Annotated in this window: 17 protein-coding genes; 11 read left to right on the top strand and 6 right to left on the bottom strand. The window is 60.8% G+C overall.

What is annotated here, in order from left to right; genetic code table 11:
* The first annotated feature begins 67 nt into the window (after positions 1-67).
* The 3 genes from ACGYLA_RS11300 (at position 68) to groL (ending at position 2,910) form a co-directional block, all read left to right on the top strand.
* Positions 68-748 carry a DUF2161 domain-containing phosphodiesterase gene (locus ACGYLA_RS11300; RefSeq protein WP_394432482.1) on the top strand — a complete coding sequence of 227 codons (681 nt, stop codon included), beginning with the start codon at positions 68-70 and terminating at the stop codon, positions 746-748.
* Between the two features lie 166 nt (positions 749-914).
* Positions 915-1,202, top strand: coding sequence for a co-chaperone GroES (gene groES, locus ACGYLA_RS11305; protein ID WP_067267338.1), 288 nt, complete (start codon positions 915-917; stop codon positions 1,200-1,202).
* 64 nt (positions 1,203-1,266) lie between these two features.
* The gene (gene groL / locus ACGYLA_RS11310; protein WP_067267336.1) at positions 1,267-2,910 is read left to right on the top strand and encodes a chaperonin GroEL; all 1,644 of its coding nucleotides are present in this window, start codon (positions 1,267-1,269) and stop codon (positions 2,908-2,910) included.
* A gap of 99 nt (positions 2,911-3,009) precedes the next feature.
* On the opposite strand, the gene ACGYLA_RS11315 is transcribed toward groL, so the two are convergent.
* A complete protein-coding gene (locus ACGYLA_RS11315) occupies positions 3,010-3,438 on the bottom strand; it encodes a response regulator (protein ID WP_067267334.1) in 429 nt (142 codons plus the stop codon).
* A gap of 23 nt (positions 3,439-3,461) precedes the next feature.
* Positions 3,462-5,525, bottom strand: a complete 2,064-nt coding sequence (locus ACGYLA_RS11320; RefSeq protein WP_394432484.1) for an ATP-binding protein — start codon at positions 5,523-5,525, stop codon at positions 3,462-3,464.
* A 26-nt stretch (positions 5,526-5,551) separates the two neighbouring features.
* On the opposite strand from ACGYLA_RS11320, the gene ACGYLA_RS11325 reads away from it, so the two are divergent.
* From ACGYLA_RS11325 to ACGYLA_RS11335, 3 genes are all read left to right on the top strand, one after another.
* Positions 5,552-7,000 carry an ABC transporter substrate-binding protein gene (locus ACGYLA_RS11325; protein ID WP_394432486.1) on the top strand — a complete coding sequence of 483 codons (1,449 nt, stop codon included), beginning with the start codon at positions 5,552-5,554 and terminating at the stop codon, positions 6,998-7,000.
* 70 nt (positions 7,001-7,070) lie between these two features.
* On the top strand, positions 7,071-7,820 hold the full coding sequence (locus ACGYLA_RS11330) for an ATP-binding protein (protein ID WP_394432488.1): 750 nt from the start codon (positions 7,071-7,073) through the stop codon (positions 7,818-7,820).
* 185 nt (positions 7,821-8,005) lie between these two features.
* Positions 8,006-8,854 (top strand): DMT family transporter, encoded by an 849-nt coding sequence (locus ACGYLA_RS11335; RefSeq protein WP_394432490.1) that lies wholly within the window; start codon positions 8,006-8,008, stop codon positions 8,852-8,854.
* On the opposite strand, the gene ACGYLA_RS11340 is transcribed toward ACGYLA_RS11335, so the two are convergent.
* Positions 8,820-9,284 carry an NUDIX domain-containing protein gene (locus ACGYLA_RS11340; protein WP_271693074.1) on the bottom strand — a complete coding sequence of 155 codons (465 nt, stop codon included), beginning with the start codon at positions 9,282-9,284 and terminating at the stop codon, positions 8,820-8,822. The two genes, ACGYLA_RS11335 and ACGYLA_RS11340, sit on opposite strands and share 35 nt — an antisense overlap.
* Positions 9,285-9,350: 66 nt before the next feature.
* Here ACGYLA_RS11340 and ACGYLA_RS11345 point away from each other — a divergent pair, with 66 nt between their 5' ends.
* Together ACGYLA_RS11345 and ACGYLA_RS11350 are read left to right on the top strand one after the other, a co-directional pair.
* On the top strand, positions 9,351-10,148 hold the full coding sequence (locus ACGYLA_RS11345) for an esterase/lipase family protein (RefSeq protein WP_394432493.1): 798 nt from the start codon (positions 9,351-9,353) through the stop codon (positions 10,146-10,148).
* Positions 10,135-11,277 carry an alpha-D-ribose 1-methylphosphonate 5-triphosphate diphosphatase gene (locus ACGYLA_RS11350; RefSeq protein WP_394432495.1) on the top strand — a complete coding sequence of 381 codons (1,143 nt, stop codon included), beginning with the start codon at positions 10,135-10,137 and terminating at the stop codon, positions 11,275-11,277. The genes ACGYLA_RS11345 and ACGYLA_RS11350 overlap by 14 nt, the downstream gene beginning before the upstream one ends.
* 2 nt (positions 11,278-11,279) lie before the next feature.
* On the opposite strand, the gene ACGYLA_RS11355 is transcribed toward ACGYLA_RS11350, so the two are convergent.
* The 3 genes from ACGYLA_RS11355 to ACGYLA_RS11365 all read right to left on the bottom strand — a co-directional run bounded on the left by ACGYLA_RS11355 (position 11,280) and on the right by ACGYLA_RS11365 (position 13,148).
* The gene (locus ACGYLA_RS11355; protein WP_209218257.1) at positions 11,280-12,350 is read right to left on the bottom strand and encodes a 5-(carboxyamino)imidazole ribonucleotide synthase; all 1,071 of its coding nucleotides are present in this window, start codon (positions 12,348-12,350) and stop codon (positions 11,280-11,282) included.
* Entirely contained in the window at positions 12,343-12,828 is a 486-nt protein-coding gene (gene purE / locus ACGYLA_RS11360) for a 5-(carboxyamino)imidazole ribonucleotide mutase (protein ID WP_209218256.1), read from the bottom strand. The genes ACGYLA_RS11355 and purE overlap by 8 nt, the downstream gene beginning before the upstream one ends.
* A gap of 95 nt (positions 12,829-12,923) precedes the next feature.
* Entirely contained in the window at positions 12,924-13,148 is a 225-nt protein-coding gene (locus ACGYLA_RS11365; protein WP_067267347.1) for a YdcH family protein, read from the bottom strand.
* Between the two features lie 163 nt (positions 13,149-13,311).
* On the opposite strand from ACGYLA_RS11365, the gene ACGYLA_RS11370 reads away from it, so the two are divergent.
* The 3 genes from ACGYLA_RS11370 to ACGYLA_RS11380 form a co-directional block, all read left to right on the top strand.
* Positions 13,312-13,725, top strand: a complete 414-nt coding sequence (locus tag ACGYLA_RS11370; protein WP_067267324.1) for an Hsp20 family protein — start codon at positions 13,312-13,314, stop codon at positions 13,723-13,725.
* A 4-nt stretch (positions 13,726-13,729) separates the two neighbouring features.
* Positions 13,730-13,948 carry a DUF1150 family protein gene (locus tag ACGYLA_RS11375; protein ID WP_007119022.1) on the top strand — a complete coding sequence of 73 codons (219 nt, stop codon included), beginning with the start codon at positions 13,730-13,732 and terminating at the stop codon, positions 13,946-13,948.
* Positions 13,949-14,026: 78 nt separating this feature from the next.
* Positions 14,027-14,715, top strand: a 689-nt coding sequence (locus ACGYLA_RS11380; RefSeq protein ID WP_394432498.1) for a PhzF family phenazine biosynthesis protein, incomplete at its 3' end; no start/stop codon positions are given.

Raw genomic sequence — 14,715 nt, forward strand, 5'->3', positions numbered from 1 at the left:
ATTGCGCGGCACCTTCAGGCGCCGCCGCCCTTTGCATAGCGCCGCGCGATGGGGCAAGTTGCGCGCCATGAGCAATCCGCGCGAAACCGATCTTTACCCACCGATCAAAGCCTTCCTTGAGGATCAGGGCTATGTGGTGAAGGCCGAGGTCGGCGCGGCGGATGTAGTGGCCGTGCGCGGGGCAGAGCCGCCGGTGGTGGTGGAATTGAAGCTCGGCTTTTCGCTGGCCCTGTTCCACCAATGTCTGGCGCGGCTGAAAGTGGCGGATGATGTTTACCTTGCCGTGGCGCGCCAACCGGGAAAGCGCTTTGCCAAGGCGGTGAAGGATAACGTCACTCTGGCCCGGCGGCTCGGACTGGGGTTGATCACCGTGCGGCTGTCGGATGGGCTGGTCGAAGTGCATTGCGACCCCGGCCCCTATGCACCCCGCAAGAATGCCAAACGGGCAGCGATGCTGCTGCGTGAGTTTGCCCGGCGGCAGGGCGATCCGAACGACGGCGGCCAGACCCGCGCGGGGCTGGTGACGGCCTACCGGCAGGATGCGCTGAAACTCGCGGTTTATCTGTTCGAAGCGGGCGCCAGCAAAGGCGCGGATGTGGCCCGCGCGACTGGCGTCTCGGCGGCGACCCGCATGATGCGGGACGATCACTATGGTTGGTTTGAAAAGGTCGACAAAGGCATATACGGGCTGACCCCAAAAGGGGCCGAGGCCGTTGCGACTGCGGGACGTGTTTTAGGGGCCGAATAATGGTTCCAATGCGCTCAAAATTTTTCAACGCCGTTGTTGACAGGCCGCGGGCCGCTCCTTAGCTATGCATCGTTATCACTCACATGGGTCGAGTGCTAACGGCTGCACCCCTCGCCCGGAGGGGGTGGCTTGGAAGAGTAACTTTGAGCCTTAAGGAGCTGCAAAGATGGCATTGAAACCGCTTCATGACCGTGTGCTGGTCAAGCGCACAGAAAGCGAAGAGAAAACCGCCGGCGGGCTGATCATCCCCGATTCCGCCAAGGAAAAGCCTTCCGAAGGTGAAGTCGTGGCTGTCGGCACTGGCGCCCGCAAAGACAACGGCGAGCTGATCGAAATGGCCGTCGCACCCGGCGACAAAATCCTGTTCGGCAAGTGGTCCGGCACAGAGGTCACCGTCGACGGCGAAGAAATGCTGATGATGAAAGAAAGCGACATCATGGGGATCATCGCGTAAGCCACTTGGCTTGCCGACCCTTTGAAGACGCTGACATCAATCCAAGATTTTAGGAGAAGACAACATGGCTGCTAAGGACGTCAAATTTGACACCGATGCCCGCAACCGGATGCTCAAGGGTGTGAACATCCTTGCCGATGCGGTGAAAGTCACACTCGGCCCCAAAGGCCGGAACGTGGTTCTGGACAAATCCTTCGGCGCACCGCGCATCACCAAAGACGGTGTATCCGTGGCGAAGGAAATCGAACTGGAAGACAAGTTCGAAAACATGGGCGCGCAGATGGTCAAGGAAGTCGCTTCCCGGACCAACGACGAAGCCGGTGACGGCACCACCACCGCGACCGTTCTGGCCCAAGCTATCGTGCGCGAAGGCATGAAATCGGTTGCCGCTGGCATGAACCCGATGGACCTCAAGCGCGGCATCGATCTGGCGACTGCCAAGGTCGTCGACGCGATCAAAGCCGCCGCACGCGACGTGTCCGACAGCGACGAAGTCGCGCAGGTTGGCACCATCTCCGCCAACGGCGAGCGTGAAATCGGCCGCCAGATCGCGGACGCGATGCAGAAAGTCGGCAACGAAGGCGTGATCACCGTCGAAGAGAACAAAGGTCTGGAAACCGAGACCGATGTCGTCGAAGGCATGCAGTTCGACCGTGGCTACCTGAGCCCCTATTTCGTCACCAACTCCGACAAGATGACTGTCGAGCTGGAAGACGCGATCATCCTGCTGCACGAGAAGAAACTGTCGAGCCTTCAGCCGATGGTGCCGCTGCTCGAGCAGGTCATCCAGTCCCAGAAGCCGCTTCTGATCATCGCCGAAGACGTCGAGGGCGAAGCCCTGGCGACCCTCGTCGTGAACAAGCTGCGTGGCGGTCTGAAAATTGCTGCTGTGAAGGCACCGGGCTTCGGTGACCGTCGCAAAGCGATGCTGCAAGACCTCGCGATCCTGACCGGTGGTCAAGTGATCTCCGAAGACCTCGGCATGAAGCTCGAGTCCGTGACCATGGACATGCTGGGTTCGGCCAAGAAGGTGTCGATCACCAAAGACGAGACCACCGTCGTTGACGGCGCTGGCGAGAAGGCCGAGATCGAAGCCCGCGTGGCTCAGATCCGCAACCAGATCGAAGAGACCACCTCCGACTACGACCGTGAAAAGCTGCAAGAGCGCGTTGCCAAACTGGCAGGCGGTGTTGCCGTGATCCGCGTTGGCGGCATGACCGAAGTCGAAGTGAAAGAGCGCAAGGACCGCGTCGATGACGCGCTGAACGCGACACGTGCCGCTGTTCAAGAAGGCATCGTCGTTGGCGGTGGTGTGGCTCTGGTTCAAGGCGCCAAGAAGCTGGAAGGCCTCACAGGCGACAACAACGACCAGAACGTCGGTATCTCCATCGTCCGTAAGGCGCTGGAAGCACCGCTGCGTCAGATCGCTGAGAACGCTGGTGTGGACGGTTCGGTTGTGGCCGGCAAAATCCGCGAAAGCGACGACCTGAAGTTCGGCTTCAACGCACAGACCGAAGAATATGGCGACATGTTCTCCTTCGGCGTCATCGACCCGGCGAAAGTGGTGCGCACCGCACTGCAAGACGCAGCGTCGATCGCAGGTCTGCTGATCACCACCGAAGCGATGGTTGCCGACAAGCCCGCCAAAGAGGGCGCAGCCCCCGCAGGCGGCATGCCCGACATGGGCGGCATGGGCGGCATGATGTAAGCCAGCCCTTTCGGCTAAGGTTCCGGAGGCGCGCCGGCAATGGCGCGCCTCTTTTCGTTTCGGGGGGCTTTGACTGGCGGTTAACCGGTTCTCATCGGCCTAACTGGGCAGCTCCACAATCCGCGCGTAGGTATTAAGCATGTCGAGCGCATTAGCAAAGGTCTCTGACGGGTTCTCCTTCACGATATAGCCCGCGACATTCTTGCTATAGGCCGATTGCACATCCGTGGGCATATCGGAGGTGGTGAAGACGAAGACCACCATACGCTCCAAGGCGGGATCGGCCCGAACGACCTCCAAGAACTCAAGCCCGCCCATGCGCGGCATATTGAGGTCGAGCGTGATGATATAGGGCGGCAATCGTCCGTGCCGCTTCACTTCCTCCGCCAGAAACTCAAGCGCTTGCTGGCCGTCATGGCAAACCGCCGTCTCATTGACGATTTTCAATTTGCGCATCGCCCGTTGCATGGCCATCACGCTGACTTTGTCGTCATCGACGATAAGAAATTTCGCGGGCGTCGTTTTCATCCGATACTCCTTTCCGACTTTCGTCACGCTGCGGCCGCCATGGGCAGGGGTTGATGCGTTTGAGGTGCCAGTGGAAGCTCAACCACAAAGGTCGCGCCGCGCCCTTTGTCAGGGTCGGAAAATAGCGTGACCTTGCCTTTTTGGTGGGCCGCAAGCTTGCTTACGATGGCGAGTCCCAAGCCGCTCCCCTCAACCTCATCGCGTGGCTTAAGGGTTTGAAAAAGTTCAAATATCTTTTGCTGATGCCGAAGCTCTATACCCGGCCCATCATCGCGGACGGTCAAGATAAGGTGATTCTGCCGCCCTTGTGCACTGATATGGATCGTCCCATGATCCCGGTCATGGTGTTTGATCGCATTCGAGATGAGATTGCCCAAGATTTGCTGCAAGGGTGTCAGCTGCGCGTCGACGACCTGCTCCGCCCCGGTAAAGGTGATTTTGAAACGGCCTTCGGTATCGATGTAGCGAGCGAGCTCCGTCACCAAGCGGCCAAGATGCACGGGCTCTGGCGCAGGTTGGTCCTGCCCTGCGCGGGCGTAGTCCAACAGATCGGCCAAAAGACGGTTTAGCCGGTCGATCCGTTGTTGAGACATCAGCAAATAGCTTCGGCTTTCGGCACTTAGCGCGTTGTCCTCGTCCTCCAGCACCCAAAGGCTCAATTCATGCACCGCCCGGAGGGGCGACCGCAGGTCGTGCGCAGCGACATAGGCGAATTTCTCCAACTCGATATTCGAGCGCCGCAGCTCCTCCGCCGTGGCGCGGAAAACGGTCAATGCGCGCGCCATCTCTCCAAGCTCGTCGCGCCCTCTCACGGTAATCGGATGGTCGAGATCCCCCCGAGCGATCGCGGTCACGGAATCGGTCAAGCGTCTGATCCGGCGATTAAACTGCCGTTCGATAACCAAGCCGTTTGCCATCGCAATCACGAGAAAAGCGCAGGCCATGGTGAGACCCACGGTCCAAATGACTTGGTTGATGGTATCACGCAGGGCCTGCGTCGCAGCATCCACCCGCTCTAGGGTGTTTTGGGTCAGATCGGAGGAGATATCGGAAATTTCCACGATCATGGGGAGATGTTCGGCTTGCAGCCTTTCGAAGCTATTATGGAACCGCAGGCGGGCCGTTGTATGGGCAAAGAACCCTGTTTCGGCACGAAGCAGCAGGTCGCGCAACGCGTCAATTTGGCGTGCAAGTGACCGCCTGCTTGCTGTCTCGTGAATGCGCGGTAAGCGGGTTATGGCATCCTGAAAATGTTCTTCGACAAGCAGTTTCGCGCGCGCGAGTTGAAGGGGGTGGTTCTGTAGCCCTTGCGACATGACGATATTGATGAGCGTGTCGAGACTGAGCTGAATGTCATTCAAATTGACCGCACTTAACAGCAATTCGGGAAAGCGGGACGTAGGATTTTGAAGCTGGCCGGAACTCGTAGCCCCAAAGGGTTCGCCCAGAACAGCTTCGGTCTGCCTGGAAAGCCGGTAGGCCAGGTCGTCGATAATGAGGTGACTTTGCTCTTGGATTTGCTCGACAAGATCGAGGGTAGAGACGATTTTGGCCTCTGCGCGCCGCATCTCCAGAAGGCCGACTACTGCCGCATCCGTCGCACGCCGTGCCATCTGCAAACGCTGTTCCAGCCGGGCGGCCAAGGGCGGCGCGATCTCGGATGTCGACAGATCATCTAAAAGTTTGGAGATTTCGCTGATCTTTGTCCCAATTTCCTGCCCAAGGACTGATGGCGAAGCGGTGGTATCTCGCTGATTTAACTCCTCAATCGAAAGAAATACACCATTCAAAGACCGCTCGATCTGCTGGGAGACGCCCAACATCGGTAGCGCCGATTGGCTTAGATGAGCATGACTGGCCAAAACAGCGCGCATTTGCCCCGTAGCAACCCACCCCGCTAGGCCGATGATGCCCGCAACGAGCAGAAAAGCGGCCCGGAGACGGGTGCTGATGCGGCTGCCGAAAAGCTGCAGGAGGCGCCAAAGGGGGGGCATCGTTTTCATGCCTTGTGAATAGCCGGGATCGATTAACGCAATGTTAATCGCCGTCGCCCTAAAACCAGCGCCATGACAGCGGGAGGGGTTCATACCCTGGCGTATCGAAGGATCGAATCGTGTTAGACGGCCGCGGATTGACAAGGCGAACGGTTTCAATCGGATTGGGCGCCGGTCTGAGCACGCTGATCGCCGCTCCGGCATTCGGTGAGGCGATCGATATAAAGGTGGCCGCGCAGGCCCGCGAATTGGGGGGAAACGCCAAGACGCTTTCGGTGCTGTTGCCTGAAGGGTCGCGGGCCAATCTCGCGCCGGTTGCAAAAGCCTTTACAGAACGGACCGGGGTCGCGGTTGACCTACAAGAAGTGCGCGTAGATCAGATCAACGCGGAACTGATGCTCAATAGTGTACTCGGTGACGCGCGATATGACGTCGCTTTGCCCGCGACTTTTGGTGTCGCAGATCTGGTGGCCGCGGGGGCGGTCCATGCTTTGGATGGCCTCGCCGCATGCTATGAACCGCCGGGGTTTCGCGACCCTATGCTTTATCAAGAAGGGGATAGGTTCGACGGTAAAACTTATGGATTTCAAACGGATGGCGACGCCTATTTGATGTTCTACCATCGCGAGATGCTGCGCGATCCGCATGACCAAGCGCGCTACGCCGATCGTTTCGGCTATCCACTTGTTCAGCCAGAAACTTGGCAGGAACTGGACCGGCAAATCCGGTTCTTTCATGCACCAGAGGCCGGTCGATATGGCGGACTGTTGTTCCGCACGCCGGGGTATCTCGCATGGGAATGGTGGGTGCGGTTTCACGCCAAGGGCTATTGGCCTTTGTCCCCTGATATGACGCCGCAAATTGCAGATGACCCGGGTGTCGCGGCGCTGGAAGAGTTGATCGCGATCACGGACTGCCTTGCCCCCGAAACTTCGAGCCTGGGGCTGTTTGGAAATTGGGCGCGATACGCGAAGGGTGATGTCTATTGCAACATCGGCTGGGGCGGAACGCAGAAATACCTTAACTCTCCTCGATCATCGATGCGCGGACGGATGGTTTATGGGCCAACCCCCGGGGGGCAGGTGGGGGAGGAACTGCTCGAAATGCCCTATTTCAATTGGGGATGGAGCTTTGTGATCAGCGCGGCATCGATGCAGAAAGAACTCGCCTATCTATTCGCCCTCTTCGCGGTCTCTCCGGCAATGTCGACGCTCGCCGTTCGGCAGCCGGATGGTTTTTTCGATCCCTTCCGCCGTGAGCACTACAGTGACCGGGGCGTGGAAGCGGCCTATTCAAAGTCTTTTCTTGAGGTGCATCGCGCGGCGCTTAAAGGGGCGATTCCCGATTTCTATTTGAAAGGGCAATCAGAGTATTTCCAAACATTGGGAAGGGGATTGGATAAGGCGCTTCAGGGTGAGCTTTCGCCGAAAATGGCCCTGACCCGGGTTGCACAGCAATGGCAGTTAATCACAAGCCGGGTTGGACGCGAAAGGCAAATACCAAGGTGGGCGCGCCTGCGTGCGAAATACCCCCCCAATGCGCGTCGATTGCTACGGGATAAAGCTTGATGGAACCTTTGGTCCTAATTCGGGCTAGCAGGGCGATTTGCTCGTGTGCTGTTCGCAGGGAGGTCGCGATATGCTGCAGCGGCTGTTAAAGTTACCTGCCGACCATGAGCTACCTTCGCGCGAAGAGCCGCAGCCTCTCGGGCCTGATGCAGAGGAGTTTATCCATCTGGTAAGTCACGATCTGCGCGGCTCCATTCGCGCGTTGTTGGAACTGCCTGAATGGATCGCCGAGGATATTGAGGAGGCGGGACTGGAGGTAAGCGCTTCGGTCCACAGTTCCATCGCCTTGATGAAGCGGCACACGCGGCGGTTGGATCGGATGTTAGTCGACCTGCTTCAATACTCGCGCGCCGGAAGGAGGCGCAATGCGACCGTGCTTGAGCTTCGTCAGGCCTTTGATGCCGCAGTAGAGGAAGTCGGGCCGCCCAGTGGTTTCCGGGTTGATCATTACTTCGGGTGCGACTCTTTCGTCGTTGACGATCAGGACCTGCACTCGCTTTTCGTGGCGTTGATTGGAAACGCGATCAAGCATCATGATCGGTTTTCCGGGCGGGTCGAGGTAGTGGTAAAAAACGAAGGGGAGGCCATGATGCTGACCGTTTCCGATGATGGGCCGGGAATACCGCCGCGTTATCATGAGCGTGTCTTCCAGCCGATGACCACTTTGCGGTCGCGCGATGAGGTTGAAGGGTCGGGCTTGGGGTTGGCCTTGGTTCGCAAAATCGCGGCGGCCTATGGGGGCCATGCCTGTTTGGTATCCACCTGTAATGAGCGTGGTACGACTGTATCCGTGCGTTTCGAGGGCGTGGCTATGACATAGCATAGGTGAAACCCCAGAGAGCCATGGAACCCCTCTGGCACCACTATCGAATTGCAGCGCGCGTACCGCCTTATCTTATCACAGCATTCACTGCGAACGAGGGGATCATCACGTCACAGTTAGAACCTTGTGCAAAAAGCATTCCGCGCTTGGCGCGGCTGGAGAGTGAGGCTAAGCGAGAGGTCATGCAGCTTTTCCTTCTTTCCGCCCTCACCATGTGCGCCTTTGCGGCGAACTCAATTTTGACCCGGATGGCTGTAGACGGCGGGCATATCGATCCGGCGGGCTTTGCCCTTGTGCGGGTCGGTGCGGGGGCATTGGTTTTGGCCATCTTGGTTGCGCTGCGGGGTGGACGGCTGTCGCTTTTGCGGCGCAACAGGATCGGCGGGGCCGTGAGCCTGGCTGTCTATATGATCGGGTTCAGTCTGGCGTATCTGACGTTGGATGCGGGGCTCGGGGCGCTCATCCTTTTTGGCGTGGTGCAGATTACCATGTTCACCTACGCCGCTTTGGCCGGCGCGGCGCCCACCGCGCGGCAGATTACAGGGGCTGCGGCGGCTTTTGCGGGATTGGTTTTGGTCCTCTGGCCAGATGGGCAGGGTTCCACGGATCCAATCGGCGCCGGGCTGATGGTTCTGGCGGGGATCGGCTGGGCCGCCTATACGATCATCGGTCGCACATCGGGCGATCCGCTGGCGGCAACTTCGGCGAACTTTTTGCTCTGTTTGCCGTTCATGCTCATCCTGCCCGCTTTTGCGGGGGCGCATTTCAGCCTGACGGGGCTTTTATTGGGCGCGCTTTGCGGCGGGCTGACCTCGGGCCTTGGCTATGCCCTGTGGTATGGGCTGCTGACGCGGATCGACGGGGGCACGGCGGCGGTGGCGCAGCTGAGCGTGCCGATCATCGCGATCCTCGCCGGGGCGCTGCTCTTGGGTGAGCCGCTGAGCTTGACGCTGGTCCTCGCGACGGCCTTGGTTTTGGGCGGGATCGCTTGGGCGATTAGCGCAAAATCGGCTCCAAAGGATCGTAGGTGATCGCCGCCTCCGTCGGGCCAAAGGCAACTGTGCCGAGGCTATCGGGCTTGTGGGGGACTTGTGCCAGTTCCGCTTGGGTGACCCATCGATGCCGCGTGACGATGGCCTCTCGGTCTTGCCAATCGGGGGCGATTTGGGCGGATCCGAGGATGTGGCATCTGAAATAGATATCCACCTGATGGAACTCGCCGCCGGGGTCGTGGAACTCATTGACCAAACAGGGCGCGCCGACAGAGATCGTGAGGCCCGTTTCCTCAAAGACCTCGCGGCGCAGGTTGTCGGGAAGGGAGGCGCCGGCCTCCACCCCACCGCCGGGGGCGCACATCAGGCCCAGCCGATCATCGGCATAGGCGTTGACCAGCAGCAGCCGGCCTTCGTGCAGCAGCACGGCGCGGGCGGCCAATCGAGGGCAGGGTCGGGGCATCGGCATACTTTCGTCAGGTAACGCGCCAAGACCATTTCACAGTCGGGGCAATCAGTCTATCTGGAGGGCATGATGAGATTTTTCACCCTGCTGATTGCCGCGATTTCCTTGGCGATCCCCCTGCCTGCCGCGGCCGAGAACGCGGCGGGGCGCTGTGTGGTTCTGCTCCATGGGCTGGCTAGGACCGAGATGTCTTTTGCCGTGATGGAAGCGGCCTTGGCCGCCGAAGGCTACCGCGTGGTGCGCCCGGGCTACCCTTCGACTGAGGCCAATATCGCGGAATTGGCGAAACAGACCCTGCCGCGCGCAATTGAGGCTTGCGGCACTGCACAGATCGATTTCGTGACTCATTCCATGGGCGGTATTTTGGTGCGCAAATGGGTGGCCGAGGCCGGTGCCGACCGGGTCGGGCGCGTGGTGATGTTGGGGCCGCCCAATCACGGCAGCGAGGTGGTGGACGAACTGGTCGAGAACCCTGCGTTCGAATGGTTGAACGGGCCCGCCGGGGCCGAGATCGGCACCGATGATGCGGCCTTGCCGAACCAATTGCCGCCGGTCCCTTTCGAGCTGGGCGTGATTGCCGGCTCACAGTCGCTCAACCCCTATTTTTCAAGCCTTTTGCCGGGGCCGGATGACGGAAAGGTCTCGGTCGCCTCGACCCGTGTGGCGGGGATGAAAGACCATATCGTCCTGCCGGTGACCCATACCTTCATGATGAACAACCCGCGCGTCATCGCCCAGACCATGGCCTTTCTGAGAACCGGCAGTTTCGACCGGTCGATGACTTTTATCGATGGCGTCCTGAATGCGATCGGCTGCCCGGAAGCGGGCTGCCTGCCGGGGGTGGGAGGGGACGATGCCAAACCTTGATCTCGTCAATGCGGAGGTGCTTCACCCCGAGGGGCTGTGCCGTGCGCCGTTGTCTTTTGCCGACGGGGTGATTGCCGATGCCCCGGTCGGGCGGCCTGTCGATCTGACCGGCTTTCAAGTCATGCCGGGGATCGTCGATCTGCATGGCGACGCGTTCGAGCGGCATCTGGCACCGCGTCGCGGGGCGATGAAACAACTGTCCGAAGGGTTGGTCGCAGCGGAGGCCGAGCTCGCGGCGAATGGCATGACCACCGCGGTCTTGGCGCAATTCGTCAGTTGGGAAGGCGGGCTGCGGGGGCTGGCGTTCGCCGATCAGGTCTTTAGCGGCATCCGCGACACCGCGCCGGAATTGGTCACCGACATCCGCCCGCAGCTTCGGTTTGAGACCCATATGCTCGACCTTTACGACAGTCTGCCGCAGCGCATGGCGGATTGGGGCGTGGGCTATGTGGTGTTCAACGATCACCTGCCGCATGATCGTTTGGCGGCGGGCAAGACCCCAAAACGGCTGGTCGGGCAGGCGCTGAAGGCCGGGCGCAGCCCGGAGAGCCATTTGGCGCAGATGCAGGAGATGCACGCGCGGCGCGATGAGGTGCCCGCGGCCTTGGACCGACTCTGCGCGGAACTGGCGCAGCGTGGCGTCAAGATGGGCAGCCATGATGACCAGACCGCCGATGGCCGCGCCCTTTGGCGGGCGCGGGGCGTGACGCTGGCCGAATTCCCCGAGACGCAGGAGGCCGCCGAGGCCGCGCATGGGGCGGGGGATGCGGTCATCATGGGCGCGCCCAATGTGGTGCGCGGCGGGTCGCATAACGGCAACCTTTCGGCGCTGGATCTGATCACCATGGGGCTTTGTCACGCGCTGGCGTCGGATTATCATTACCCTTCGCCGCGCCGCGCCGCCTTGATGCTGGCGCAGAGCGGATTGCTGGACCTTGCAGGCGCTTGGGCGCTTGTCTCATCGGGGCCGGCGCAGGTGTTGGGGCTTTCGGATCGCGGCACGCTGGCGCCGGGCAAACGTGCCGATATCGTGGTGTTGGACAAGGCCACGGGCCGGGTCGCCGCCACTTTCGCGGCGGGGCAGGTGAGCTTCATGTCCGGCGCGGTGGCGGAACGGTTCTTTGGCTGACCTCAGCCGCGGGTGATCTGGTTTACATGACCCATCTTGCGGCCCGGTTTGACCTCGGCCTTGCCGTAGAGATGCAGGGCCGTGTCGCGGGCGCGGGCCAGTTCGGGCACGCGGTCCATGTCATCGCCGATGAGGTTGGTCATCACCACATCTGCATAGCGCTGCCCATCGCCCAAGGGCCATCCGGCCACGGCGCGGATATGCTGCTCGAATTGGTCGATGGTGCAGCCGTTCTGGGTCCAATGGCCAGAGTTATGCACCCGCGGGGCGATCTCATTCACGATCAGCCCCTGCGGCGTGACGAAAAGCTCGACCCCCATAACGCCCACGTAATCCAGTGCGTTCAGCACGCGACCGGCAAGCAGCACCGCGTCGGTGCGCTGTGCATTGCTGATCTTGGCGGGCACGGTGGTGGTGTGCAGGATGCCATCGCGGTGGACATTCTCACCAGGGTCGAAACAGGCAACCTCGCCCGTGGCACTGCGCGCGGCGATGACAGAGATTTCGGCGCTGAAGTTCACGAAACCTTCGAGCACGGAAGGCGCGCCGTTCATCTCGGCCCAAGCGGCGTCGAGGTCGGCATCGTCTTTCAGCCGCGCTTGGCCTTTGCCGTCATATCCGAAACGGCGGGTCTTGAGGATCGCGGGGGTGCCGATCTGTGCGACGGCGGCCTTCAGGCTGGCGGCGTCGGTCACATCGGCGAAAGGGGCCACGCGCAGGCCAAGATCGCCGAGGAAGGTCTTCTCGGTTAGCCGGTCTTGGGAAATGCGCAGCGCCTCGCGGCCCGGGCGCAGCGGGGTGATCGCCTCGACCACGTCGAGCGCTTCGGTGGGGATGTTTTCAAACTCGAAGGTGACGATGTCGCAGGCGCGGGCGAAAGCCTCCAGCGCCTTGTGGTCGTCATAGGGGGCGGTGGTCACCGCATGGGCCACATCGGCGGCGGGCGGGTTGGCGCCCGGCTCGAAGATATGGGTGCGAAAGCCAAGCCGTGCTGCGGCGACAGAAAGCATGCGGCCCAATTGGCCGCCGCCCAGAATGCCGATGGTGGCGCCGGTTTGCAGGGGTTCAGTCATGCGGCACCTCGGGGATCGAAGCGCTGAGCGCATCGCGCCAATCGTCCAGCCGCTTGGCCAGTTCCGGGTCTTGCAGCGCAAGGATGCCCGCCGCCATCAGGGCGGCATTGGCCGCGCCTGCAGCACCAATGGCCATGGTCGCGACCGGGAAACCGCGCGGCATTTGCAGGATGGAATAAAGCGAATCCACACCCGACAGCGCCTTGGTCTGCACCGGCACGCCGATCACCGGCACCCGGGTTTTGGAGGCCATCATGCCCGGCAAATGCGCCGCCCCGCCTGCGCCCGCGATGATGACTTGCAAACCCCGGTCCACCGCCGTCTTGCCATAGTCCCAGAGCCGGTCCGGCGTGCGATGGGCCGATACGATGCGCGCCTCAAAGGGGATGTTAAGCTCGTCCAGCAGGGTTGCTGCTTCGCGCATGGTGGCCCAGTCGGACTGGGACCCCATGATGATGCCAACCGGGGGCGTGGTCATTGCTGCGGGCCTTCTCTTGGTGGATCAGAGCGCGCACTATACCCATCATGGCCCATCTGGCAACGCCGATTGCCGCGGGTCATGGGGATAATGGGTCAGGCGATGATATCGGGCGTCAGCCGGTCTTCGATCTGGGCGATCAAATCCTTGAGACGCAGTTTGCGTTTCTTGAGCCGTTGCAGGGTCAGTTGATCCCCGGTGCCGCGTTCGACCAGCGCATGGATGGCGTCATCCAGATCGCGATGTTCCCGTCGAAAGACCTCAAGCTCGACACGCAGCACTTCGTCCGTTTTCATCGACAGATCGGTAGGGGCATTCATGGGCAGGTGATTCCGTTGGGCATCTGAACCTTGAATATAAGCGGTTGAGATCATTTGGCATAGCCCTTGCGCCCTTGCCCAAGCCCCCCCATATTCAATGCAACGGGCTGCCGGTTGCGGGGCCTGTGAAACACTGTCGCTTGACCTGATAAGGACGTGTCGCATGACGAAATTAACGCTTGCCTCTTACCCGCATATGCTTGGGTTTGAACAATTGGAACGGGTGCTTGAACGCAGCGCCAAGGCCGGAAACGAAGGTTATCCGCCGTTCAACATCGAACAAACCTCGGACTACAGCTATCGCATCACGCTGGCGGTGGCGGGTTTTTCGGAACAGGATCTGTCGATAACCGTTGAGGATAGACAGCTCGTGATCCGTGGGCGTCAGTCCGACGATGGCGAAGACCGGGTGTTTCTGCACCGTGGAATCGCTGCGCGTCAATTCCAACGCTCGTTCGTACTGGCCGATGGGGTCGATGTGGGCGAGGCGGTTATGGAGAATGGTCTGCTGCATGTCGACCTGACCCGCGCCAAGCCTGAAACGGTGGTTCAAACCATCAAGATCAAGAAGGGGTAACATCATGCAAGACGCAATCACCCACGGAAACGACCGTATGGTCTATGTCAAAACCATCGCTGTCGCCGATCTGCCGCGCGAGGTGCGCGATCAGGCCGAGGGGCTTGAGCTTCTCTATGCCGTTCACGATGCCGAAGGGCAGCAGCTTGCGCTGGTCGGCGACCAGAAACTCGCCTTCTCATTGGCGCGAGAGCATGACTACCGGCCAGTGATGGTGCATTGACGCCGCGCGGCACGACGATACGCTAAGCCCGATGCAAGGCCGCAGTCCACTGCGGCCTTTTTTATTGGGAGCGGCCTTATGGATTTCGATTTCGACTGGGTAGACGCCTTCACCGACCAAGTCTTTGGCGGCAATGGCTGCGCCGTGGTGCATGGCGGGGCAGGGCTGCCGGATGAGCTATGCATGGTCTATGTGCGCGAAACATCCCTCGTGGAATGCACCTTTACCGGCCCGTCGGAGGTCGCGGATTTCAGGGTGAAATACTACCTCGCCAGTCGAGAGATACCCTTTGCGGGCCACCCCACCATCGCCACCGTCGCAGCGCTGCGCCATCGCGGGTTGATCGGCGAAGGGCCACTGCGGTTGGAGACTGGCGCGGGGATCGTTGAGGTCGAGGTGCGCGGCTCCCAAATCGCCATGACCCAGATCGCGCCGGTCTTCGGGGAAGAAGTGCCTGCCGATCTCGTCGCCAAGGTGGGCGGCGTGGCACCCGAGGATATCATCGCGCCGCCGCAGGTAGTTTCTACCGGACTGCCGTTCTGTATCACCGTTCTGCGCAGTCGCGCCGCATTGGAAGGGCTGAAGCTTAACCCCGAGGCGCTCGCGGCCTATAATGCCCATCTGGGGCAGGGCAGCGATATGATGGAGCCTTTTTGGGTCACCCTCGAAGGCGCGACCGCTGTGGGCGATACCTATGCGCGGCTGCTGCTGGCCCCGCCCAGCCCCGCCGAAGACCCTTTCACCGGATCGGCGACGGGTGCCATGGC

Source organism: Sulfitobacter sp. 1A13679 (genome assembly GCF_043557115.1).
Taxonomy (GTDB): domain Bacteria; phylum Pseudomonadota; class Alphaproteobacteria; order Rhodobacterales; family Rhodobacteraceae; genus Sulfitobacter; species Sulfitobacter faviae.

What these genes read in the sequence shown, in the direction of transcription:
- ACGYLA_RS11300 (WP_394432482.1), top strand. Translation starts at nt 68, where the DNA reads ATGAGCAATCCGCGCGAAACCGATCTTTACCCACCGATCAAAGCCTTC.
- groES (WP_067267338.1), top strand. Translation starts at nt 915, where the DNA reads ATGGCATTGAAACCGCTTCATGACCGTGTGCTGGTCAAGCGCACAGAA.
- groL (WP_067267336.1), top strand. Translation starts at nt 1,267, where the DNA reads ATGGCTGCTAAGGACGTCAAATTTGACACCGATGCCCGCAACCGGATG.
- ACGYLA_RS11315 (WP_067267334.1), bottom strand. Translation starts at nt 3,438, where the DNA reads ATGAAAACGACGCCCGCGAAATTTCTTATCGTCGATGACGACAAAGTC.
- ACGYLA_RS11320 (WP_394432484.1), bottom strand. Translation starts at nt 5,525, where the DNA reads ATGAACCCCTCCCGCTGTCATGGCGCTGGTTTTAGGGCGACGGCGATT.
- ACGYLA_RS11330 (WP_394432488.1), top strand. Translation starts at nt 7,071, where the DNA reads ATGCTGCAGCGGCTGTTAAAGTTACCTGCCGACCATGAGCTACCTTCG.
- ACGYLA_RS11335 (WP_394432490.1), top strand. Translation starts at nt 8,006, where the DNA reads ATGCAGCTTTTCCTTCTTTCCGCCCTCACCATGTGCGCCTTTGCGGCG.
- ACGYLA_RS11340 (WP_271693074.1), bottom strand. Translation starts at nt 9,284, where the DNA reads ATGCCGATGCCCCGACCCTGCCCTCGATTGGCCGCCCGCGCCGTGCTG.
- ACGYLA_RS11345 (WP_394432493.1), top strand. Translation starts at nt 9,351, where the DNA reads ATGAGATTTTTCACCCTGCTGATTGCCGCGATTTCCTTGGCGATCCCC.
- ACGYLA_RS11350 (WP_394432495.1), top strand. Translation starts at nt 10,135, where the DNA reads ATGCCAAACCTTGATCTCGTCAATGCGGAGGTGCTTCACCCCGAGGGG.
- ACGYLA_RS11355 (WP_209218257.1), bottom strand. Translation starts at nt 12,350, where the DNA reads ATGACTGAACCCCTGCAAACCGGCGCCACCATCGGCATTCTGGGCGGC.
- purE (WP_209218256.1), bottom strand. Translation starts at nt 12,828, where the DNA reads ATGACCACGCCCCCGGTTGGCATCATCATGGGGTCCCAGTCCGACTGG.
- ACGYLA_RS11365 (WP_067267347.1), bottom strand. Translation starts at nt 13,148, where the DNA reads ATGAATGCCCCTACCGATCTGTCGATGAAAACGGACGAAGTGCTGCGT.
- ACGYLA_RS11370 (WP_067267324.1), top strand. Translation starts at nt 13,312, where the DNA reads ATGACGAAATTAACGCTTGCCTCTTACCCGCATATGCTTGGGTTTGAA.
- ACGYLA_RS11375 (WP_007119022.1), top strand. Translation starts at nt 13,730, where the DNA reads ATGCAAGACGCAATCACCCACGGAAACGACCGTATGGTCTATGTCAAA.